This is a genomic window from Flavobacterium procerum (assembly GCF_042431625.1).
GTDB lineage: Bacteria > Bacteroidota > Bacteroidia > Flavobacteriales > Flavobacteriaceae > Flavobacterium > Flavobacterium procerum.
In genome coordinates this window covers 75418-96878 of sequence record NZ_JBHLYW010000022.1, presented here as the reverse complement: position 1 = coordinate 96878, position 21461 = coordinate 75418, and the positions used below count along the sequence as shown (strand labels likewise).

The window sequence follows — 21461 nt, the reverse complement described above, 5'->3', positions numbered from 1 at the left end:
CTCCGCATAGAATATTGCCAATCTTTGTAGAGTTTCTTGCGAAGATTTCTCCTTCGTCGAAATGACAAGATTATGTAAATAGAAGAATTATCTAATAACAAAACCCGACAGTTTTTAAAAACTGTCGGGTTTACTTTATCGTTAAATTGAAACTTTATAAATATCTTTCTTCAAAAACTTTCTGATGATGCTTTTGATGTCCAATAAGGATAAAACCTAAAGCTCTAACAGAAATTTGATTACCAGAAGCGGTTCCTATTCTTTTAAGCTGTTCATTAGATAAGCTTTTGTAAAACAATAAATTCGAATGTCTTACAGCAGAAAATTCAGTTAACAAATCTTGAATGCTTCTTGAGTCGGCATCTGTATTGTCAGCATAATCTTGTTCTTCAAAACTTGGCAAAGGTGTTTTGTCGTTTCTCGAAAAACGCAAAGCTCTGTAAGCAAAAATACGTTCAGTATCAATCACGTGCTGAATAATCTCTTTGATCGTCCATTTTCCTTCGGCATAACGGTAATCAAATTTATCCATTGGGATGTTTTGAACAAATCGAATAAATGCATGAAGAGAAATCTCTAATTCTTCAATCAATTTTCCGTCGCCTGCTTGTTTCAAATAAGTTCCAAAATGACCTGAATATTCATTTTCTAATATATCGCTAACATTCATCTTTTTAAAATTAAAATTTTAAGTTCTGTTTTTAAGCAGAATTTCTACTTGCATTTGTATTTCCAAACAATGATCTTGTTACAATTTTTTCATAAACTTTGATGAGTTCTTCGTTGGCAGCAATGTCTTTGTTCAATTCGTTGATTCTCAATAACGCATACTGCTGAATTGTCAATAATGGCAATACAATACGCTCTCGTATTTGAATCGAAGCGATACCATCAGGATAATTTTCCATCAGGGTCTTGTGGTCCGCAATTTTAAGCAATAAACGTTTAGTCTCCTGGAATTCATTATTAATAATCTGCCAAAATTCTCCAAATTCAGAATCTTTTTGCATATAAGCAGTTAATGGTAAAAATGATTTAGCCAAAGACATCATACTATTTTCTAAAAGTGTTCTAAAAAACAACGAATTATGATACAAATCACTTACTTTGTCCCATTGACCGGTTTCTTCAAAATGTTTTAAAGCGGTTCCTACTCCAAAAAAACCAGGAACATTTTGTTTTAACTGGCTCCAAGATCCAACGAATGGAATTGCTCGAAGATCAGCAAAATCAAGAGATTCCGATTTACTTCTTTTAGAAGGTCGACTTCCGATATTTGTTTTTGAGTAGTATTTCAAAGTACTCATTTTTTCCAAATAAGGAATAAATTTAGGATGATTCTTTAAGCCTAAATATTTATTGTATCCCAAATCAGCCAATTCGGTTAGGATTTGAGTCTCTTCTGCTGTCAATTCATTTTTTTCTTTGCTGAATACTTGATTAGTGACACCGGCACTTAACAAGTTTTCGATATTGTATCGACAAGAATCTAATGTTCCAAAATTTGAACTGATAGTTTGCCCTTGAACTGTAATCTGAATTTCATTATTTTCGATTCTTGGCCCCAATGAAGCATAAAATTTATGCGTTTTTCCACCACCACGTGCTGGAGGTCCGCCACGTCCATCAAAGAAAATTGCTTTTATGCCATATTTTCTAGAGATTTCTGTCAATGAAATTTTTGCCTGATAAATACTCCAGTTCGCCATTAAATAACCGCCATCTTTAGTACCATCAGAAAAACCAAGCATAATGGTCTGTTTATTACCTCGAGCTTTAAGATGTTTCGAATATTCCGGATTAGTGTATAATTGCTCCATAACTTCATGAGCATTCTGTAAATCATCAACAGATTCAAAAAGCGGAATAATATCTACTGTTGGATTTTCCCAGTTATTAAGACGAATCATGGCAAAAGTTTCCATTACATTCAGCGCACTTTCATTATTGCTGATGATATAACGATTTGCACCTTCTTCTCCGTTATTCTGCTGAATCGTTTTAATTGCTTGAACAGATTCTAAAGTTGATTTTGTAATTTCATTTTCAAAATCGGCAGGATTCAAATCTCCTTGAACTTTAGATAAAACTACAAGTTTCTCTTCTTCAGATAAATCAAAATAATTAGCAGGGAAAATCGTAGAACCAGAATTCAAATAATAATTGACAACATCTTTAAAAACAATATTGTGAATTTTACTATTCTGACGAATGTCTAAAGTTGCAAAGTGAAAACCAAATAAATTGATTTTTACAAGAAGTGCTTCTAATTCATCTAAATATAAAGACTGATGTTTTTCAATAATTATGCTTCTTACTTTATTAAGCTGTGTTAACAATTCGTCTAAAGTGATAAAAATTTCACCTTTTGAATAAAATACAGAACGATAAAGTTTATGTTCAAGATCAGATACTAAAGTATCTACACCTGAGAATGTTAGCTTACGTTTTAGATTTCTCATTTCGACATAATAACACTTCAAAATAGAAGTGCGAAGACGATCTGCAACCTTAAGCGTAATATCTGTTGTTACAAAAGGATTTCCATCACGATCACCTCCAGGCCAAAATCCAAGTTTTATTAGTTGGTTTTTGATTGCATTTCCTTCCAGAATATTTTTCTGTAAATAATGCACAATTTCTCCAGAAGTAGCATAAAATACATTTTCTAAATACCAGATCAAACTCACAGCTTCATCATACGGATTTGGTTTTTCTTTCTGTATGAAAGGAGTTTTTCCTAGCTGAGCCAGTAATTGTTTGATTTTCAGCAAATCATTCTGGCGAATTGCTTCAGTTAAATCATTGATAATTCCTAAAACTGGACCAGGATAAAATTGAGTTGGATGCGCCGTTAAAACCGTACGCACATTAAAGTTTTCTAGAAAATCTATTAATTCGTCATCCTTTTCTCTTGCATCTGATTTTTCTTTAATATCTCTTAGAGAGCCACGTCCTTCCATATTGTTTACAACAGGAAAGGCAGCATCTTCAATAGCATCAAACAATACAATTTGACGCTCTATATATTGAATAAATCGAAACATTAATTCAATTTTTTCTTCTTCAGAAGCATTATTCAGAAATTTATTGGAGAAAAAATCAAAAATTTCTTTTGGTGTCTCTTCTTTTTTAAATCCAGTTTCGCAAGTTTCTGTAAATAAAGGGAGTAAAACTCCAGTATTATCTATAGAATCAAAAGGTAATGTTATAAAAACACTATTATAAATGTGGTATTTTGAGAGAACGTCTTGATTAAAACGTTCTATTTTTGGCAACGTATACATAATCGTGTTATAGTTGGTTGGTTAATTAGTCATAAAAAAACCCCAAGAATAAACTTGAGGTTATATTTTAATATAGCATTCAAGAAGAGTTATTACATATTTTTGAAAATAGTATGCATCAAACGCTTCTTATCGTTTATACTTTCTTCTAATGAGATCATCGTTTCAGTTCTGTAAACACCTTCAATGTCGTCAATCATAAAGATTACTTCTTTAGCGTGTTTAGTGTCTTTTGCTCTTATTTTACAAAAGATATTGAATTTTCCTGTAGTTACAGAAGCCACTGTAACGAATGGAATTTGATTAATTCGCTCTAATACAAATTTTGTTTGAGACGTATTATTCAGAAATACACCTACATAAGCAATAAACGAGTACCCTAGTTTATCATAATCTAAGGCTAATGAAGATCCCATTATAATACCTGCGTCTTCCATCTTTTTTACTCTAACATGTACTGTTCCAGCAGATATCAATAATTTTTTTGCAATGTCAGTAAACGGAACTCTCGTATTGTCTATTAACATATCTAAAATCTGGTGATCTACTTCATCTAAACGAAATTTACTCATAATTCTTTAATTAATATTACTAATTGCTATTACAAAGTATAAAATTATATATAAAAAACAACAAATTCACATAAAAATTAACTTTTTATTGATCCGTTAACAAATTTAACATTTTTATTTAAATAAAAATTTGCTTTTTGATTCGATTTCGGAATATTATCAGAATCATCTGAATATAATGCCCCTTGTGCATCGTATTCGAAATGACCAAAATAATTTTCTAATTCACCAGTTTCAACTATATAAGCGTTAAATTGAATCTTATTTTCGATTAATTCTTCTTTGTATTGTGCGACAAAATTCGTAATAATTTCGATACCATCATAATTTATTTTGACATTTTTATACATAAAATCATAAAAAACCACTTTATTTTGTGAAATATTCAAATAATCATTAATTCTATTGTCTACTAAAACGTTTTCGGAAATGAGCTGAAAGCTTGAAATTAGTGAGAAAAATATGAATTTTCGCGTCACTTCTCTGTTGTAGTCGTCTGGAAAGTGCCCTGCTTCAAAAAGTATCGTTGGTACGCCTAAAAATTGAAAAGTGTCTCCTATACAATTAATATTGAAGGAGTCATCAAATATTCCTACTTGTCCTGGAATATACTTTTGAAGCATATCATTCAATCCTGCTATTAGATTTACGGCCGTAAGTCTGGTTTCATTCATATCGCGGGCTTCGTTAAACGATGGAGCCAAAAAAGAAACTGTCGTTGGCTTCCCAGAATTTCCTGCCCCAAAAATAGTACGCTGATCATGCAGATTAAAACAGAAATGAGGTTTAAAGCTTTCAAAAACCTCTCTTAAAATCTTACTTTCAGGCTGAGTCAAAGCTTGTGAATCACGGTTTAAATCTACTTCGTTTGCATTGACACGAGTATAAAGTCTAGCGCCATCCGGATTTAACATTGGAATCGCGTAAAAAGTAAAGTTTTCCAGCATCTTAACGGCATATTCAGAACCACTATTTAAAACATTTATAAAATCGAATAAAGCTTTAGTAGTCGTGCTTTCGTTACCGTGCATTTGCGACCATAAATAAATACGGGTTTTTCCGGTTCCTATTTGATAACTATATATAGGTTCGCCTAAAACTGATTTTCCAATAACCTGAACCTGATTGTCAGTATTCAGTTTGTTTAGCAAAGGTGTGATATGATCTAAAGTCAAGTATCTTCCCGAAATTGACTTTTCTTTATTTTCAATAAAAAGTTCTTCTAAATTCATTGTGTTTCGATTAGTTTACAAAAGTAAACATCTTTATTTTTACAATTGTAAATTAGTAAAATTGCACAAAATTTAGATTTGTAAACAGGTATTTGAGGTTGAGTTTAATTAATAGGTTAACAAATGTGATTAGTAAATAAAATTTACATTAATTTATTTTATATCAATTAATTAAATACTTAATTTAAAGTTTTAATTTAACATAAAATATCATTCTTTCATAAGATTGCACATGAAAATTGGTTTTAATTTTCTTTTTAATTACATTTGTAAACAATGTGTTTTTAAATGATAATTTACAATGGTAAACATAGATGATTTCGTAAAAAGGCTAGAGATAATACTCGATTATTATGGCTTAAATGCATCTGCTTTTGCAGATAAAATTGGTGTACAACGATCAAGCATGTCGCATCTTCTTTCTGGAAGAAACAAACCAAGCTTGGATTTTATAATGAAAATTATTGAAGTTTTTCCAGATGTAGATTTATACTGGATTTTAAATGGAACCGGAAATTTCCCAAAATCACTTGATGATAGTGCAACTGAAATTCTTAAAATCTCTACTCCTATTGAATCCGAGATTTCAGTTCCGCAAGATTTATTTTCATCTGCTGTATTTGAAAAAGAAGAAAAATCTTCTGCAAGCACAATTTCTAGCAAAAACTCGAATTTCAGTTCCGACGAAAATCAACAAATTGAAAAAATTGTCTTTTTTTATAAAAATGGCACTTTTAAAGTGTACAACCCTTAGTTCAAAAATTAGCGCATATTCGGAGATTGGTTTAGAAAATTTTCAAATACGCGATTCTCACGCGTTAGGAATTTTCATTAAAAATCAGAACTGAAACCCATTTTCAGGAATTTTTCCTAAAACATCTTTATAATGTTTTTGTATAATCTCAAAATCAGATTCAAAATTTCCAGTAGGCCAAAATGGCTTTCCAAGACCTACCGTCTTTTTCCCCCAATCAAAGGCAACGGGCACAATCGGTACATTCGCTTTAAGCGCAATATAATAAAAACCAGTCCTAATTTCTTTGACCGCTTTTCGAGTTCCTTCGGGAGCAACTGCCAGACGGAAAACTTCTTTTCTGTCAAAAATGGCTGCAATCGAATCAACCTTATTCAGTCCACCTGAACGATCTAGCGGCTCACCTCCTACGTTTCTAAAATAATATCCAAAAGGAAATCTGAAAAGTTCTTTCTTTCCAACCCAGTTCATCTGAAGTCCAGAAACACCACGTGTCAGCAATCCTATGTAAAAATCGTGATTACTTGTATGAGGCATAACCATAAGAATGCATTTCTTGATTTCTACATTTTCCATTCCTTCTATTTTCCAGCCCATTAGCTTAAAAAATATAAACTTATAGAGTGTTTTTTTCATTTATGATATTTTTTTGATGCAAAATAAAAGATTTAATGCTAAATTTGAGAAAAAGCATTCAAAATGATTCAAAAATTATTCAGTTATTTCATTCCTATAAAAATATTCAAAAAGAAATCATCCAGAAGTAAAGTAATTGAAGTAACATGGGCAAATGGAGAACTGGTTTTAGATTCTGAAAATACAAATTATTCATACGGCAGTCTGCAGCGTATTTTACGATATGGGCTTCGAAATATTGGTTACAAAAAGATTCTTGAAATGGAACATATTCTGCTTCTTGGAGTCGCCGGCGGAAGCGTAGTTAAAACATTGGTAAATGAAATTGAATACAAGGGGAAGATAACCGGAATTGAGATAGATCCTGAAATGATTGAAGTTGCCAATAAATATTTCAGCTTAAATGAAATCAAAAAGCTTGATATCATTATAGACGATGCTTTTGAGTTTACTTTGAAAACAAAAGAAAAGTACGACCTTATTATTATCGACATTTTTGAAGATACACATATGCCGAATTTTTTGTTTGAGAAATTTTTCAGCGAAAGAGTTTGCTATCTCCTAAAAGATGAAGGCTTTATTTTGTTCAATACCATGATTTTGGATGAAGCACATAACGTTAGAAATCGAAAGTACATTTCTGAAATCAATTCAAAATTGTTTAAATCGAAAACACTGCCTCGCATCGAAGATCATAATGAATTAATTATAATTGAAAAAGTTGCCTAAACTATAGTATATGAAACCTTTAACTTCTATTTTAAATAACCTTCCTCCTGCCAAAATAATTGATTCGTCTATTGATTTTTCGCAATATAAGGCTTTAGACTTATCGGTTACCAATGTGGAATTAGTAAAACAAAAACCAAAAACCGCGCAAGATTTTGAAAATTTCATTTCAAACTATCTTGCAGAAACCAATGCCAAAGTTGCATTTGGCGGTTATATAGAAGGACGTTCCTTGTATAAAAGAAGTTCTATTTTTAATAATGATTCCATTCCAGAACGCAATATTCATATTGGTGTAGATTTATGGACAGAAGCCGGCACTTCGGTTTTGGCCGCGATAGACGGAAAAGTGCATAGCTTTAAAAACAATATAGGTTTGGGAGATTACGGCCCGACCATAATTTTGGAGCACGAGGTAGAAAATGAAAAATTTTATACTTTATACGGACATTTGTCGTTAGAAAGTATAGAAAACTTAACCGTTGGCGGCAGTTTTAAAAAAGGAGAAAAAATTGGATCTCTTGGAAATGCTTCAGTAAATGGGGATTATGCACCGCATGTCCATTTTCAAATCATAAAAAATATCGAAGATTATTGGGGAGATTATCCCGGCGTCTGCAGCACCAGCGATCTGAATTTTTACATAGAAAACTGTCCCGACCCTAACTTATTATTAAAAATTACTTAAATAGTTATGAAGAAAGCAGGATTGATTATATGTTTGTTATTATTAATTGGATGTAAGTCTAAAAACATTAGCAGAAACACTGAGGATTTAAAAATAAAAAAAATCTCAGGTACAGAAATAAATTCAAATCAACAACAGAAAGCGTACGAACTGGGAAAAAGGGTTCTAGAAACCTGTAACACGTCAAAGTTCAAACCTTTTAATGAAACCGAGGTTACACAGTCTGTAAGAGAAAATACAACAGAAGAACGTTTGACTAAAACCTGTACTAGATTTAGACAATATTACGGAAGTTTTATTGATTTGAAATTAGACGGTGTTTACAAAACCAAAAACGAAGTGATTTATCGTTACCGCGCTTTGTACACTAAAAAAGTTGCCAACAAAGAACTGCGTGTTTTTGTAAACGACGAAAATTTAGTCTCTGCTATTAAGTCCATGGACTGGGATGAAAAATTTGATGCCAAACTAAACGAACAATAAAGTATATATATGAAATTAAAACTGTCTTTTTTATTTGCACTATTATTTATAAATTTCACAAATGCTCAAGAAAGCATCAGCGTAAAAGGTTCAGCGCCTTTTCCAGCTACTAAAACATATACTTTTATTTGCGAAAAATATGCTTATACGGGCGAAATAGATGTTCAGATTGCAAAAACAGACAAAGGCGGAATTTTGAAACTTACGATTACTACAGCAAACAACCAAGCTAAAATAGCTGGCGGTGTTTATGTTGACCTTACCAATGGAGACGTAATTGCCTGCACTGATAAAAATGTAAAAGAATCAGCAGACGGCACCACGACTTCTTACTATTATTTTACTCCGGCAGAATGGCAAAAACTGAGAAAAACAGATATTTATGCCGTGCGCTTTATTATTGCCGGAGGGCCAAATAATCTGGGAAGCCAAACGGGACACTTCACAGCCTATAACCGAATGAATTATTTTTCGACTGCTTTTGATAAATCGAAAAAAACTTTTGATACTGCAAAAGAAATTAGTACCTTATAATGATTTTTTAATGCAACTCTAATTTCTCTATACCACTTATCAAATGAATACAAACGAGGCCCTAATTGATAAATTTTATACCGCATTCGCCAACTCCGACGCCAAAACAATGTGCGAATGTTATCATCCAAAAGTTCATTTCATTGATCCTGCATTTGGATTATTAAAAGAAAATCAAGTCTGTAAAATGTGGGAAATGCTTCTTTCAAAAAGCAAAGGAAACATTAAGATTGAATTTTCGAATGTAAAAGCAGATAGTGAAACTGGTTCTGCCACTTGGACAGCCCAATACAATTTCAGCAAAACAAACAGAAATGTTACCAATAAAATTGTTGCCGAATTTGTGTTTAAAGATGGACTAATCATAAAACATACTGACTATTTCGATATCTGGAAATGGTCAAAACAAGCTTTTGGAACAACAGGGTACCTGCTTGGATGGACTGGTTTTTTTCAAAAGAAAGTTCAGAAACAGGCTTTGTTATCGCTTAAAAAATTTCAGGAGAATAAATAATATTTAGAGCAGTACGTTTCGTTTTTTAAAAGGCGTAAAGTCCCGCTATCCGTTCCAATCTTTTATGCTGAACCCCAGCATAAAAGGATTTCCACTATTATCGGGGCTAAAAATCACCGATAATTATCATAAGAAAAAGACAAACCCCGAAAATCTTAAGACTTTCGGGGTTTGTTTTTATTTGCCTATTCAAAGTTTGAGTAATCTTACTTAACTTACGATTTAAACCAGCTTTCTACCAGCTCGTCTTCAAATGAAGTGGCGTTTTTATGAATAAATTCGTTTGTATTTTTATTATAAGAATAATCCAGAGCCCAGTCCTCATGATTGGCCGCTAATTCTTTAATGCTTTTGCAGACATAAGCAATTTCGGCATCTGTCGTTGTTGGATGTATAGACATTCTGATCCATCCTGGTTTTTTGATCAAATCGCCGATTGTGATTTCGTTTACCAATTTATTAGAAGTTTCCTGATCAACATGCAACAAATAATGGCCATAAGTTCCAGCACAACTGCATCCTCCTCTGGTTTGTATTCCAAATCGATCATTTAGAATTTTAACTCCTAAATTAAAATGAAGGTTTTCAATAAAAAAAGAAATAACACCAAGACGTTCTTTATGTTGTCCTGCCAGTATTTTAATATTCGAAACAGGTTCCAATTCAGAAAACACAAAATCTACAATTTCATGCTCGCGCTCCAAAATGTTCTCAATTCCCATTTCTTCTTTTAGTTCAATTGCCAGAGCTGTCTTGATGACTTGTAAAAATCCCGGTGTACCGCCGTCTTCACGATCTTCAATATTATCAATATATTTATGTTCGCCCCATGGATTTGTCCAGCTTACGGTTCCTCCTCCAGGACAATCCGGAATCATGTTGTTATATAATTTTTTATTAAAAATCAAAACTCCAGAAGTTCCAGGGCCTCCTAAAAATTTATGTGGCGAAAAAAACACGGCGTCCAAATAGGCTTCTTGATCTTCAGGATGCATATTAATTTCAACATACGGACCAGAACAAGCAAAATCGACAAAACAAACACCATTGTATTGGTGCATTAATTTTGCTGCTTCATGAAAAGGCGTTTTTAGGCCTGTAACATTAGAACAGGCTGTTATAGATGCAATTTTAATTGTTCTGTCATTGTATTTCTGCAAGAGAACCTCCAAACTTTCTAAGCTGAAAAGTCCTTTTTCGCAAGAAGGAATAATCTCAACATCGGCAATAGTTTCGAGCCAAGAAGTCTGATTAGAATGATGTTCCATATGAGAAATAAAGACAATCGGCTTTTTTTCTGCTGGAATAGTAGTAAAACTCTTTAAATTTTCAGGAACTTTTAAACCTAAAATACGCTGAAATTTGTTTATTACACCTGTCATTCCTGTTCCATCAGTAATCAAAACATCATCATGATCGGCATTAGTGTGTCGCTTGATGATATGTCTGGCATGATGATACGCTTTTGTCATGGCAGTACCTGACACGGTTGTTTCTGTATGTGTATTAGCCACAAATGGGCCAAATTGGTTCAACAGCTTTTCCTCAATCGGACGATACAAGCGCCCGCTGGCAGTCCAGTCTGTATAAACTATTTCTTTCTGCCCAAAAGCAGAAGTAAACAACTGGTTTATGCCAACAATATTTTTTCTAAACTGCTGAAAATATGTTTCTAGTGTGATGGTACTATTTTTGTTATCCATTAGTGTGCCTATATGTTTGACTGCAAATATATTGTTTTTTTATAAAATTGCGAATTTATCAATACTAATTAGATTAACCTTTAGTATATCTAACTAAAACAATCTTTTTTTAATAATTTATCACAATATTCTATCGGATTAATAGGCAATTAAAATTCTTAAAAGTTTTATTTATGGGAAATTTATCAACTGCCACTTTTGGCGGAGGCTGTTTTTGGTGTATAGAAGCTGTAATTCAGCGTTTAAGAGGTGTTGAATCTATAAAATCTGGTTACTCAGACGGGTTTATTAAGAATCCGGCATACCGTGAAGTTTGTACCGGAAGAACCGGACATGCAGAGGTTATCCAGGTAACATTCGACCCTGACATAATTTCATATCATGACTTAATTTTCATTTTCATGACAAGTCATGACCCAACAACATTAAATCGTCAAGGAGGCGACAGTGGCACACAATACCGCTCAATAATTTTGTATCACGATGATACGCAGAAAGAAATTGCAGAACAAGTTTTTAGTGAAGTACAGCCTGTATATGCTGATCCTATCGTGACGCAATTAAAACCTTTTGAAGTTTTTTATGAAGCGGAAGATTATCACCAGAATTATTATAATGAAAATCAGGAAGCTGGTTATTGTCAGGTCGTGATTGATCCGAAAATACAAAAGCTAAAAAAACTCTATGCTGATCGATTAATAGATTGATCTTCTGAATAAATTTATAAAATGAAAAATCTAAAAATAAATAATCGTTTTATTTCTGAGCTACCCGCAGATCCAGATTTGACAAACGAAATACGTCAGGTAAAAGACACATTGTTTTCGTATGTAAATCCGACGAAACCTTCTATTCCAGAACTTATTCATGCTTCTGAAGAAACGGCAGAAATGGTTGGAATAACGAAAGATGAAATTCATACAAAAGAATTCCTTGATGTTTTTTCTGGAAATGAAATTCTAGCTAATACACGCCCTTTTGCGATGTGTTATGCCGGACATCAGTTTGGCAATTGGGCTGGACAATTGGGAGACGGCCGAGCCATTAATTTGACTGAGGTCGAAAACAAAAACAACGAGTTTTTTATGCTACAACTAAAAGGTGCTGGAAAAACGCCTTATTCTAGAACAGCAGACGGTCTTGCGGTTTTAAGATCCTCGATTCGTGAATATCTTTGTGCCGAAGCTATGCACTATTTGGGAGTTCCCACTACACGATCGCTTTCCTTGATTTTATCGGGCGATCAAGTTTTGCGCGATATTTTGTATAATGGAAATCCAGCTTACGAAAAAGGTGCAATCGTTTGCCGTGTGGCTCCATCATTTATTCGTTTCGGAAGTTTTGAAATGCTAACTGCCCGAAACGAACTTAAAAACTTAAAAAACTTCGTAGAATTTACAATTAAACATTATTTTCCTGAAATTAAAGGAGAACCAAAAGAACAGTATTTGCAGTTTTTTAAAACCGTAACAGACAGAACCCGTGACATGATTCTGCATTGGCAACGCGTGGGTTTTGTGCATGGTGTAATGAATACGGATAATATGTCTATTCACGGAATTACAATAGATTACGGTCCGTACGGCTGGCTTGAAAATTATGATCCTGATTGGACTCCTAACACGACAGACTCTCAAAACAGAAGATATCGTTACGGAAACCAGCCTCAGGTGGCGCAGTGGAATTTGTTTCAATTAGCCAATGCGATTTATCCTTTAATCAATGAAGCCGCTCCTTTAGAAAACATCTTAGAATCTTTTATGATTGATTTTGAAGAAGATTACAAAGCAATGTTTTTAAGTAAATTAGGTATATTCACTTCAAGTGAAGCTGATGATAAAATAATTAAAGGATTAGAAGAGATTTTACAGTTATCAGAAACTGATATGACTATCTTTTTTAGAAATCTAAGTAAAATAAAAAAAACGGACACGGTAGATTCGGCTATAAAAAAGATTGAATATGCTTTTTATCTGCCCGAACAAATAAAAGATCAAACGTTAGATGCATGGCAAAAATGGTTTTCAGTCTATTTAAAAAGACTGAATTCTGAAACACTTTCTGATGAAGAAAGAGCTCTAAAAATGAATGCCGTCAACCCGAAATATGTGCTACGAAATTACATGTCACAATTAGCTATCGATGCGGCAGACCTAAAAGATTATTCGGTAGTGGATGAGTTATTTCAGCTTTTGAAAAAGCCATATGATGAACAGCCCGAATCTGAAAAATGGTTTGCAAAACGTCCGGATTGGGCAAGAACAAAAGTCGGATGTTCTATGCTGTCTTGCAGTTCTTAATTTTTAAAGCCTCGAATTTTATCAATTAAATTCGAGGCTTTAATTTTTTATTGGTCTCAGATTCGGGTTTAAAACCCTGCAATTTATTGCAGTACTTTAGTAATGCGAAAAAATATAATCTTTTGACTTTTTTAGTTTTGATAAAAAGTTTTCAAAATTGAGAGACTTTCAGTCTCTCGTCAAACAAACCTCTGCACTGAAAGTGCAGAGTGGTTTAGTTTGCACTAATGTAATCAATAATCAAATTGGCATGAATTCTTGAATTTTCTATAAACCATTTATGTGTCTGCATACCGCCACAAACAACACCTGCCAAAAACAATCCTTTTACATTTGTTTCCATTGTTTCTGAATTGTACACAGGGATTTTTAGTTCGTCATCAGAAAGCTTGATTCCAATTTTTTCCAGAAAATCCAAATCAGGTTTGTAGCCAGTTAAGGCAAGTACAAAATCATTTTCTATTGTTATTTTTCCATTTGGAGTATCGACTTCAACCTGATTTTCGTCTATTTTAGTAATATTCGATTCAAAGTAAACTTTAATGCTTCCTTCAGCAATTCTATTTTCAATATCAGGTTTCACCCAATATTTTACGCGACTATTGATTTCGTTTTTACGAATTACCATAGTTACTTCGGCTCCTTTTCTCCAACACTCCAAAGCGGCATCAACAGACGAATTGTTTGCTCCAACCACTATAATTTTTCTGAAAGCAAATTCATGAGCTTCTTTATAATAATGTCGAACTTTAGGTAGATTTTCTCCATAAACATTCATGTCTATTGGTATATCATAGAATCCTGTTGCAATTACGACATTTTTAGCTTTATAAACTTTCTTGTCTGTAGCTATTTCAAAAATTTCATTTTGCTTTTTTTGTACAGCTGTCACTTTTTCAAAAAGATTAATATTGAATTTAAAGTAGCGGTGAATATTTCTGTAATATTCCAAAGCTTCTTGCCTTCCAGGTTTCGGAGCTAAACAGTTAAACGGTATATCGCCGATTTCTAAACGTTCTGCTGTTGAGAAAAAGGTCATATACAGTGGATAATTAAAAATACTGTTTACAATAGCGCCTTTTTCGATAATTAAATAATTGAGGTTTTTCTTTTGTGCTTCAATGGCGCAAGCTAGTCCAATTGGGCCTCCGCCTACAATAATAAGGTCGTATAGTGGTGCTGTCATTTTATGATTTTTGCCAGTCTTTAAAAGGATTTTTGCTTAGGTAAGCATTATAATAACGTTCATCATTTGTCACTTCTTCTCCTAGCCAATCAGGTTTTTCAAAAGTATCGGTTTCAGATTTCAGTTCTATTTCAGCCATTACCAAACCTTGGTTTTCGCCATAAAATTCATCTACTTCATAAATATGAGAACCCGATTTGATTTCATATCTAGTTTTTTCGATTTTACCTTTTTCACAGAGTTTTAATAACTCTAAAGCTTCTTCAAGCGGAATCTCATTTTCCCATTCAAAACGCGACATACCGCTTTGCTGACTGATACCTTTGATAGTAATAAAACCTTTATTTCCTTTAATTCTGACCCTAACTGTTCGTTCAGGAACTGAACTTAAATATCCTTGTGCAATTTTATTTTGGACAAAAGCCTGATTTTTAAAGTCGTCAGATTTTACAAGAAACTTTCTTTCTATTTCGACCATTTTATTATGTAATTAATTTTTATGCAAGTTACTCAATTTAATCCATTTTATGATACTACTGCCAGAACCATCAATTTCTATCTGTTCACAGTTTTAAATAATATTGAAAATTAATATAACTGATTGTTAACTGATTATGTGTTTTTTATTGATTAAATTTGAGTAAACGACGAAATACTACTTCTTAAACAGATTACCAGCCGTCTGACAAACTTATTATTAATTAAAATTAATTCATCATGAATATAACTTATTTATTAATACCAGTGCTGATTGGATTAATCTGTGGTATTGCGGGTTACTATATAGGAAAAATGAATTCTAAGAAAGACGATTCTCTAAGCGCCTCTCTTCAATCTGATTTGGATGTTTGTTATGCGAATACTAAAAACCTTCATAATCGTATCAAAGCTCTCGAAACCGACCTGGCTTTTAAAACAAAAACACATTATCTTAGTCATAAACATTTTGTTTTGTTTGACAGCGAAACTGCCACAACCGTTATGGGACGAAAAATAAAAGAAAATGATATGAAGATTATTGAAGGAATCGGAATAAAAATCGAATCGCTTTTTCGCCATTCTGGAATTACAACATGGCACGAACTTTCTGAAGCTTCTTCAGAAAAAATACAATCGGTATTAGATGCTGGAGGTGAAAATTATGCTATTCATAATCCAATCACTTGGCCTAAACAGGCTTTTCTTGCTTATCAGGGTAAATGGAAAGAACTGAAAGATCTTCAAGAAAATATGCTGAGCGGCAAAGAATAGCTTAAACTAAATCTATTCTATAATAAATTTAAAAAACCAAAATCCCAATCTTTTGAAGTGTCATACCAAAGCTGTCCATTTTTTACTTCCAGCGGACAATTGATGTTATTGGTATAAAGTGCGCCTGTGCCTAAACCCTGTGGCATAAGTGATTCTTTTAGAAATGTCCATTGAGCAATTGCATTGAGTCCAATATTGCTTTCTAGCGCAGAAGTAATCCACCAACCGATATGGTATTTTTCTGCAAGGTCAATCCACTCTTGTGTACCGCGAAATCCTCCAATAAAACTTGGCTTAAGAATAATATATTGTGGTTTGATTTCTTGCAGTAATTTTTCTTTTTCTTCGAATGAAAAAATTCCGATCAACTCTTCATCAAGCGCAATTGGAAATGGAGTCTGCTTGCATAGTGATGCCATTTGGTTACTATTGCCTTTTTTAATTGGCTGTTCTATGCTATGTAGCTGAAATTGATTAAGTTTATTCAGTTTATCTAAAGCTTCAGTTTTTTTAAAAGCACCATTTGCATCTACCCTGATTTCGATTTGCTCTGCCGAAAAATGACTGCGTATAAAAGACAATAATTCTAATTCTTTCTGAAAATCTATAGCGCCTATTTTCAGTTTTATGCAATTGAATCCCGAAGCCAGCTTCTCCTCTATTTGCTCTTTCATAAAAGAAGCTTTTCCCATCCAGACCAAACCATTTATAGCAATAGATTCGAAATTATTGGTAAAATCCGAAGGAAATAAAATAAACGGATTCTGACTTTTTAAAGACAAAAATGCCATTTCGATTCCAAATTGTATAGAAGGAAATTCTAACAGTGATTCCCAAAGAACCTTTTCCCCTAAATGAATATTACTACATACCCACTTGAGTTTATCTTCGTAATCCTCACGGTCGTCGGCGCTTAAGCCTCTTAAAATTCCGCATTCACCAATCCCTTTTTTTCCATTTTCTTCCAAAATTAAAAACCAGGTTTCTTTCTCCGTCATTACTCCTCTTGAAGTTCCTGAAGGTCGTTTAAAATTTAAAAGATATTTATGGTAGGATGCTTTCAAAATATTTTTGTTTTAAGATACAGAAAACCTGAAATTTTATTTTGCCTAAAACAAAATTCATGATTAGATTCTAATAGTGTTTTTTATAATTTAATTGAAAAGCTTTAAAACTCTCTCAAAATCTTGTGACGGAAGACCTGCTTTCTTGAATACTTCAAAATCTGCTTTTGTTTTTTCGGTCCAACTCAGACTGTCGGTCACATTTTGGGTTTGGTATTTTTTATAAATCGCTTTTGCTTCGCTGTATTTGTCGCTTACCAAATAAGTATGTGCGAGATTTAGTTTTATTGACAGTTCGGTATCGTCCAGTTTTTCGCCTTCTTCTAATGATTTTAATGCTTTTGCATATTGTTTGGTCAAAATATAGCAATATCCAATAGCGCTATAATCAAGGGCTGTTGCTTTTCCTTCGTTTATAATGGTATTTAATTTTTGAATCGCATCGTTGTATTTTTGGCTTTTAATCAAAGATGCTGACTGAACTCTAAGATCATTAAAAATCTTTTTGGAAATGTCTGCATCTTTATAACATGCATTTCCAAAATCTTTATAGACTTTAGTTTTCTCAACCGCCAATAGTTTCTGATATTCATCATAACGATATTGATCCATGATTTTATTCAGAATGCAAACACAGAAATCGTCAGAATCAGCCATTTTTTGAGCCATTGTCGATGTTTTGCACAAACCGATTATCTCGTTTTTGTTATCTTGATTCCACCCTCGGTTAAGTTTTGTATCTACCCAAGGCACTACTTCTAATACTATTTTTTGACTTAAAAGCCAATTTTTGCTTTCAAAACCAAACCAGATGGTTGTAGTATTTTGTTTTAAGCAAGACGATTTATCGAGCGATAATCGCTTTGCATCTTTACTTACTGGTTCTCCCTGAGAATAACACGCTTTGTCGATTTTTCCGTCCGAAACGTATTTTTTGGCATTTTCATTAGAAGTAAAAATAGAATACGTACATTCATCATCGCCTGAAATTTTGGACATGAGAAATACCGCACCAGCCGAGCCCTGACCTATCCCATAAGGATCCGGAATAGATTTTAGAACCGAAACAAGACTGTTGGTCATTTCCTGATTTTTGTCTAAAAGGGTAATTCGGTAAACAATTTCGGTTGTTCCAACCGGAAGATCTTCTGTAGCGACAGTAATCCTGTCTCGTGCAGAAACAACTATTTCTTTAGTAGTAGCTCTTTCTTTGTCCCAATAACCATCTTTTTGAGCAAAAGAGTTATAAGAAATCGTAAGGAGAAAAAATAAGGTGTAATGTTTAAAAATGCTGATGCCGTTTAGTGTTTTTCTAGCCACAGATTGAACAGATTAAAATGAATGATTATTTTATGAATGTTACATGCCTTAGATTGTTCTGCAACATAGATTATGCCAAATAATTTTCTTACTAAATATACTACCTCGAATCCCGATTTTTTTTATTTTAAATAGAATTTATCAAACTCCTTTTGTGACTATCCTTTTAAGAAAAAAAATGCCTTAAAAAGATAGCCAAAAACGGAATTAGTTTCTTATAATTCAATAGATTCTCCTATTTCTAGAAGCATCAAATCTTTTCCTTTATCAAAAAACTTGCGAATTGATTCTTCGTGATTGATTTCGATATATCCGAAAGTATCAAAGTGATATCCTAGAATTTTATCGCATTCAACAAAATCAGAAGCTATAATTGCATCTTCAACATCCATTGTAAAATTGTCACCAATTGGAAGAATAACCAAATCCAGTTTAGTTCGAAGCGGAATCAATTTCATATCGTAAGTCAATGCTGTATCGCCTGCTATATAAATGTTTTTATGTTCGCCCTCGATAACAAAACCTCCTGGATTTCCTCCGTACTTCCCGTCAGGAAAACTGCTTGAATGAATCGCTGTTACATATTTTACTTTTCCGAAATCAAATTTCCAGTTTCCTCCATGATTCATAGGGTGCGACTGAAATCCTAATGCAGCATAATGGTCTGCAATTTCAACATTTGACACAATAGTTGCATTGGTACGTTTAGCTATAGCCTCTACGTCTAAAACGTGATCAGTGTGCGCGTGCGTCAATAAAATATAATCGGCTTTAAGCGTATTGATATCAATTGAAGAAGCTTTTGGGTTTTCTGTAATAAAAGGGTCTACAAGAATATGTTTTCCTCCAACTTCAATACCCAAAGAGGCGTGTCCGTAGTATGTAATTTTCATTTTTATAAATTTTTAAAGTTCAACTTTAATTATCTTCCTCCCAAAAAGAGGTTTACAATGATGTCTGAAATCAAAGATGTCATACAAATTGTCAGTAAAATAGACAACAGGAATGTGCTTAATGCTAGTTTTTTTAATTCTGGATCTAAAAGTTTTGGATCTTGATTTTTATAAACCGTAATTAAATGTTTGGTTAATGGAATATATGCCAATAAAAACAAATATTGATCAAAATTATAATCGCTCAAAACTGCAAAAACTATTACTCCAAGCATTGCACCGATGATTAAAGTATAATGATAAATCTTTGCTTTTGCTGCTCCAATTTGCACCACTATGGTATTTTTTCCCGATTTTTTATCAGATTCCTCATCGCGCATATTGTTAAGGTTTAAAACTCCAACGCTAAGCAAACCAACTGAAACAGCAGGAAATATTAAAAGCGGATCAACTTCTTTAGAATACAAAAAGTTAACTCCTAATGTACTTACAAGTCCGAAGAAAACAAAAACAAAAACATCTCCAAATCCTCTGTATCCGTAAGCGGAATTACCTACTGTATAGCGAATTGCAGAAATGATTGCCGCAATTCCTAATGCAAGGAAAAATAAAGAGTATCCGAAATTATCGCGGCCAAAAGCAAAATAAATCAATGTTACAGCAGACAATAAAGTTAAAAGCGACGTAATGATTATAGCTTTTTTCATAGCCTGAGGTGTAATCACACCACTCTGAATAGCACGCTGTGGTCCTACACGATCAGCGTTATCGGTTCCTTTTACGCCATCGCCGTAATCATTTGCAAAATTGGATAAAATCTGCAAGCCTAAAGTGGTTAAAAGTGCAAAGCCGAAAATTTTCCAACTAAAAACCTCACTTGGCGTAGCAATAGTTTCTGTGGGATGTATCAATGCGTAAATACTACCGACGATTATTCCGGAAACTGATAATGGTAATGTACGCAGTCTAGCTGCTTCAATCCAGTGTTTCATTCTGTTTTTTAGTTTATTTAGTTTCAAGTTTTAGGTTTCAAGTTTTAGGTTTCAAGTTGTCTGTTAACGTAATAACATGAAACTTGAAACCTAAAACAATTTTATAAATTTAAGGTATCCACTTATTTTCTCCAAAGTTTGGTTTTCTTTTTTCTAAGAAAGCATTTCTTCCTTCTTTTGCTTCTTCGGTCATGTAGGCCAAACGTGTTGCTTCACCTGCAAAAACCTGCTGTCCAACCATTCCGTCATCAGTAAGATTCATTGCAAATTTCAGCATTTTGATAGAGGTTGGCGATTTTTGAAGAATTTCTTGAGCCCATTCGTAAGCTGTCGCTTCTAATTCCTCATGAGGAATAACAGCATTTACCATTCCCATTTCAAAAGCTTCCTGTGCTGAATAATTTCTACCTAAAAAGAAAATCTCACGCGCTTTTTTCTGTCCTACCATTTTCGCAAGATAAGCAGAGCCATAACCACCGTCAAAACTAGTTACATCGGCATCTGTCTGTTTAAAAATAGCGTGTTCTTTACTTGCAAGAGTCATATCGCAAACCACGTGCAAACTATGCCCGCCTCCAACGGCCCAACCTGGTACAACAGCAATGACTACTTTCGGCATAAAACGAATCAAACGTTGTACCTCGAGAATATTTAAACGATGCTGGCCATCGTCTCCAACATATCCTTGATGCCCTCGTGCATTCTGATCTCCACCACTGCAAAAAGAGTAAACTCCGTCTTTAGTTGATGGACCTTCAGCAGAAAGCAACACCACTCCTATCGAAGTATCTTCCTGAGCGTCGTAAAAGGCTTGATATAATTCTGAAGTTGTTTTTGGACGGAATGCATTTCTAACATTTGGGCGGTTAAAAGCAATCCTAGCAACTCCATTACATTTTTTATAGGTTATATCTTCAAATTCTCTGGCTGTAATCCAATCCATTTTTTTTTATTTTGTAAATAATTATTAGGTAAAAATAAATCATTTTTATTTTTTTACCTACTCAAATTCGTTTTAGCGACTGCTAAATTTACTTCAAATGTTAACAATTGGTATTTACTTACAAAAAATAACACTTTTTAACATTTGATTAGAAAAATAATGAGTAATTTTACATCCTAGAAATCAATGAGATACATTTTATTTCTTGAGTTTTAGATTGATTTTCTTTCACTGATTTATTAACCTAAAAAATGATTTTTTTGAGAAAATTTAAAAAAATTGTCGCTCATATTTTTTCTGTTTTTATACCAAAACAACAAATTGATGGGCAAATGATTTATGTATTTGTCAAAACTTCAAGAAAGAAATAGTAACACCTA

At 33.2% G+C, this 21461-nt stretch carries 22 protein-coding genes; 9 read left to right on the top strand and 13 right to left on the bottom strand.

Going from position 1 to position 21461, the window contains the following annotated elements; translation table 11 throughout:
* Positions 1 to 154 precede the first annotated feature (154 nt).
* From ACFFLS_RS19930 to ACFFLS_RS19915, 4 genes are all read right to left on the bottom strand, one after another.
* Entirely contained in the window at positions 155 to 670 is a 516-nt protein-coding gene (locus ACFFLS_RS19930; protein WP_379686898.1) for a DinB family protein, read from the bottom strand.
* A gap of 31 nt (positions 671 to 701) precedes the next feature.
* Positions 702 to 3287: a phosphoenolpyruvate carboxylase gene (locus ACFFLS_RS19925; protein ID WP_379686897.1), complete on the bottom strand. Its 2586-nt coding sequence runs from the start codon at positions 3285 to 3287 to the stop codon at positions 702 to 704.
* 92 nt (positions 3288 to 3379) lie between these two features.
* Positions 3380 to 3859: an Lrp/AsnC family transcriptional regulator gene (locus tag ACFFLS_RS19920; RefSeq protein ID WP_007805990.1), complete on the bottom strand. Its 480-nt coding sequence runs from the start codon at positions 3857 to 3859 to the stop codon at positions 3380 to 3382.
* A 77-nt stretch (positions 3860 to 3936) separates the two neighbouring features.
* On the bottom strand, positions 3937 to 5091 hold the full coding sequence (locus ACFFLS_RS19915; protein ID WP_379686896.1) for a M14 family metallopeptidase: 1155 nt from the start codon (positions 5089 to 5091) through the stop codon (positions 3937 to 3939).
* Between the two features lie 301 nt (positions 5092 to 5392).
* Between ACFFLS_RS19915 and ACFFLS_RS19910 the strand changes: the two genes are divergently transcribed.
* Positions 5393 to 5845 carry a helix-turn-helix domain-containing protein gene (locus ACFFLS_RS19910; RefSeq protein WP_379686895.1) on the top strand — a complete coding sequence of 151 codons (453 nt, stop codon included), beginning with the start codon at positions 5393 to 5395 and terminating at the stop codon, positions 5843 to 5845.
* Positions 5846 to 5929: 84 nt separating this feature from the next.
* On the opposite strand, the gene ACFFLS_RS19905 is transcribed toward ACFFLS_RS19910, so the two are convergent.
* Positions 5930 to 6481 (bottom strand): 1-acyl-sn-glycerol-3-phosphate acyltransferase, encoded by a 552-nt coding sequence (locus ACFFLS_RS19905; RefSeq protein WP_379686894.1) that lies wholly within the window; start codon positions 6479 to 6481, stop codon positions 5930 to 5932.
* A gap of 63 nt (positions 6482 to 6544) precedes the next feature.
* On the opposite strand from ACFFLS_RS19905, the gene ACFFLS_RS19900 reads away from it, so the two are divergent.
* Genes ACFFLS_RS19900 through ACFFLS_RS19880 form a run of 5 tightly spaced genes read left to right on the top strand, consistent with a single transcriptional unit; the run spans position 6545 to position 9429 of the window.
* Positions 6545 to 7210, top strand: a complete 666-nt coding sequence (locus tag ACFFLS_RS19900) for a spermidine synthase (protein WP_379686893.1) — start codon at positions 6545 to 6547, stop codon at positions 7208 to 7210.
* 10 nt (positions 7211 to 7220) lie between these two features.
* Positions 7221 to 7898, top strand: a complete 678-nt coding sequence (locus ACFFLS_RS19895) for a peptidoglycan DD-metalloendopeptidase family protein (protein WP_379686891.1) — start codon at positions 7221 to 7223, stop codon at positions 7896 to 7898.
* 6 nt (positions 7899 to 7904) lie between these two features.
* Entirely contained in the window at positions 7905 to 8381 is a 477-nt protein-coding gene (locus tag ACFFLS_RS19890; RefSeq protein WP_379686890.1) for a hypothetical protein, read from the top strand.
* A gap of 9 nt (positions 8382 to 8390) precedes the next feature.
* Positions 8391 to 8915 (top strand): hypothetical protein, encoded by a 525-nt coding sequence (locus ACFFLS_RS19885; RefSeq protein ID WP_379686889.1) that lies wholly within the window; start codon positions 8391 to 8393, stop codon positions 8913 to 8915.
* Between the two features lie 43 nt (positions 8916 to 8958).
* Entirely contained in the window at positions 8959 to 9429 is a 471-nt protein-coding gene (locus ACFFLS_RS19880; RefSeq protein ID WP_379686887.1) for a nuclear transport factor 2 family protein, read from the top strand.
* A 215-nt stretch (positions 9430 to 9644) separates the two neighbouring features.
* Here ACFFLS_RS19880 and ACFFLS_RS19875 read toward each other — a convergent pair whose 3' ends face one another.
* Positions 9645 to 11132, bottom strand: a complete 1488-nt coding sequence (locus tag ACFFLS_RS19875; protein ID WP_379686886.1) for an aminotransferase class V-fold PLP-dependent enzyme — start codon at positions 11130 to 11132, stop codon at positions 9645 to 9647.
* A gap of 173 nt (positions 11133 to 11305) precedes the next feature.
* Here ACFFLS_RS19875 and msrA point away from each other — a divergent pair, with 173 nt between their 5' ends.
* Positions 11306 to 11839 (top strand): peptide-methionine (S)-S-oxide reductase MsrA, encoded by a 534-nt coding sequence (gene msrA / locus ACFFLS_RS19870; RefSeq protein ID WP_379689616.1) that lies wholly within the window; start codon positions 11306 to 11308, stop codon positions 11837 to 11839.
* 21 nt (positions 11840 to 11860) lie between these two features.
* Positions 11861 to 13432: a protein adenylyltransferase SelO gene (locus ACFFLS_RS19865; protein ID WP_379686885.1), complete on the top strand. Its 1572-nt coding sequence runs from the start codon at positions 11861 to 11863 to the stop codon at positions 13430 to 13432.
* A 214-nt stretch (positions 13433 to 13646) separates the two neighbouring features.
* Here the strand turns inward: ACFFLS_RS19865 and ACFFLS_RS19860 are convergent, their stop codons facing one another.
* Both ACFFLS_RS19860 and ACFFLS_RS19855 read right to left on the bottom strand, forming a co-directional pair.
* Positions 13647 to 14618: a YpdA family putative bacillithiol disulfide reductase gene (locus ACFFLS_RS19860; RefSeq protein WP_379686883.1), complete on the bottom strand. Its 972-nt coding sequence runs from the start codon at positions 14616 to 14618 to the stop codon at positions 13647 to 13649.
* 1 nt (position 14619) lies between these two features.
* Positions 14620 to 15096 (bottom strand): CYTH domain-containing protein, encoded by a 477-nt coding sequence (locus ACFFLS_RS19855; RefSeq protein ID WP_379686882.1) that lies wholly within the window; start codon positions 15094 to 15096, stop codon positions 14620 to 14622.
* A gap of 239 nt (positions 15097 to 15335) precedes the next feature.
* Here ACFFLS_RS19855 and ACFFLS_RS19850 point away from each other — a divergent pair, with 239 nt between their 5' ends.
* Complete coding sequence (locus ACFFLS_RS19850) at positions 15336 to 15869, top strand: hypothetical protein (protein ID WP_379686880.1); 534 nt, start codon at positions 15336 to 15338, stop codon at positions 15867 to 15869.
* Positions 15870 to 15886: 17 nt separating this feature from the next.
* Here ACFFLS_RS19850 and ACFFLS_RS19845 read toward each other — a convergent pair whose 3' ends face one another.
* The 5 genes from ACFFLS_RS19845 to ACFFLS_RS19825 form a co-directional block, all read right to left on the bottom strand.
* Complete coding sequence (locus tag ACFFLS_RS19845) at positions 15887 to 16933, bottom strand: o-succinylbenzoate synthase (RefSeq protein ID WP_379686879.1); 1047 nt, start codon at positions 16931 to 16933, stop codon at positions 15887 to 15889.
* Between the two features lie 90 nt (positions 16934 to 17023).
* The gene (locus ACFFLS_RS19840) at positions 17024 to 18253 is read right to left on the bottom strand and encodes a tetratricopeptide repeat protein (protein ID WP_379686877.1); all 1230 of its coding nucleotides are present in this window, start codon (positions 18251 to 18253) and stop codon (positions 17024 to 17026) included.
* Between the two features lie 215 nt (positions 18254 to 18468).
* Positions 18469 to 19146, bottom strand: coding sequence for a metal-dependent hydrolase (locus tag ACFFLS_RS19835; RefSeq protein WP_379686875.1), 678 nt, complete (start codon positions 19144 to 19146; stop codon positions 18469 to 18471).
* 29 nt (positions 19147 to 19175) lie between these two features.
* Positions 19176 to 20138 carry a 1,4-dihydroxy-2-naphthoate octaprenyltransferase gene (gene menA / locus ACFFLS_RS19830; protein ID WP_379686873.1) on the bottom strand — a complete coding sequence of 321 codons (963 nt, stop codon included), beginning with the start codon at positions 20136 to 20138 and terminating at the stop codon, positions 19176 to 19178.
* A gap of 109 nt (positions 20139 to 20247) precedes the next feature.
* The gene (locus ACFFLS_RS19825) at positions 20248 to 21081 is read right to left on the bottom strand and encodes a 1,4-dihydroxy-2-naphthoyl-CoA synthase (RefSeq protein ID WP_379686872.1); all 834 of its coding nucleotides are present in this window, start codon (positions 21079 to 21081) and stop codon (positions 20248 to 20250) included.
* Positions 21082 to 21461 lie beyond the last annotated feature (380 nt).

Coding starts and splice junctions, on each gene's coding strand:
- ACFFLS_RS19930 (WP_379686898.1), bottom strand. CDS start 670: ATGAATGTTAGCGATATATTAGAAAATGAATATTCAGGTCATTTTGGA.
- ACFFLS_RS19925 (WP_379686897.1), bottom strand. CDS start 3,287: ATGTATACGTTGCCAAAAATAGAACGTTTTAATCAAGACGTTCTCTCA.
- ACFFLS_RS19920 (WP_007805990.1), bottom strand. CDS start 3,859: ATGAGTAAATTTCGTTTAGATGAAGTAGATCACCAGATTTTAGATATG.
- ACFFLS_RS19915 (WP_379686896.1), bottom strand. CDS start 5,091: ATGAATTTAGAAGAACTTTTTATTGAAAATAAAGAAAAGTCAATTTCG.
- ACFFLS_RS19910 (WP_379686895.1), top strand. CDS start 5,393: ATGGTAAACATAGATGATTTCGTAAAAAGGCTAGAGATAATACTCGAT.
- ACFFLS_RS19905 (WP_379686894.1), bottom strand. CDS start 6,481: ATGAAAAAAACACTCTATAAGTTTATATTTTTTAAGCTAATGGGCTGG.
- ACFFLS_RS19900 (WP_379686893.1), top strand. CDS start 6,545: ATGATTCAAAAATTATTCAGTTATTTCATTCCTATAAAAATATTCAAA.
- ACFFLS_RS19895 (WP_379686891.1), top strand. CDS start 7,221: ATGAAACCTTTAACTTCTATTTTAAATAACCTTCCTCCTGCCAAAATA.
- ACFFLS_RS19890 (WP_379686890.1), top strand. CDS start 7,905: ATGAAGAAAGCAGGATTGATTATATGTTTGTTATTATTAATTGGATGT.
- ACFFLS_RS19885 (WP_379686889.1), top strand. CDS start 8,391: ATGAAATTAAAACTGTCTTTTTTATTTGCACTATTATTTATAAATTTC.
- ACFFLS_RS19880 (WP_379686887.1), top strand. CDS start 8,959: ATGAATACAAACGAGGCCCTAATTGATAAATTTTATACCGCATTCGCC.
- ACFFLS_RS19875 (WP_379686886.1), bottom strand. CDS start 11,132: ATGGATAACAAAAATAGTACCATCACACTAGAAACATATTTTCAGCAG.
- msrA (WP_379689616.1), top strand. CDS start 11,306: ATGGGAAATTTATCAACTGCCACTTTTGGCGGAGGCTGTTTTTGGTGT.
- ACFFLS_RS19865 (WP_379686885.1), top strand. CDS start 11,861: ATGAAAAATCTAAAAATAAATAATCGTTTTATTTCTGAGCTACCCGCA.
- ACFFLS_RS19860 (WP_379686883.1), bottom strand. CDS start 14,618: ATGACAGCACCACTATACGACCTTATTATTGTAGGCGGAGGCCCAATT.
- ACFFLS_RS19855 (WP_379686882.1), bottom strand. CDS start 15,096: ATGGTCGAAATAGAAAGAAAGTTTCTTGTAAAATCTGACGACTTTAAA.
- ACFFLS_RS19850 (WP_379686880.1), top strand. CDS start 15,336: ATGAATATAACTTATTTATTAATACCAGTGCTGATTGGATTAATCTGT.
- ACFFLS_RS19835 (WP_379686875.1), bottom strand. CDS start 19,146: ATGAAAATTACATACTACGGACACGCCTCTTTGGGTATTGAAGTTGGA.
- menA (WP_379686873.1), bottom strand. CDS start 20,138: ATGAAACACTGGATTGAAGCAGCTAGACTGCGTACATTACCATTATCA.
- ACFFLS_RS19825 (WP_379686872.1), bottom strand. CDS start 21,081: ATGGATTGGATTACAGCCAGAGAATTTGAAGATATAACCTATAAAAAA.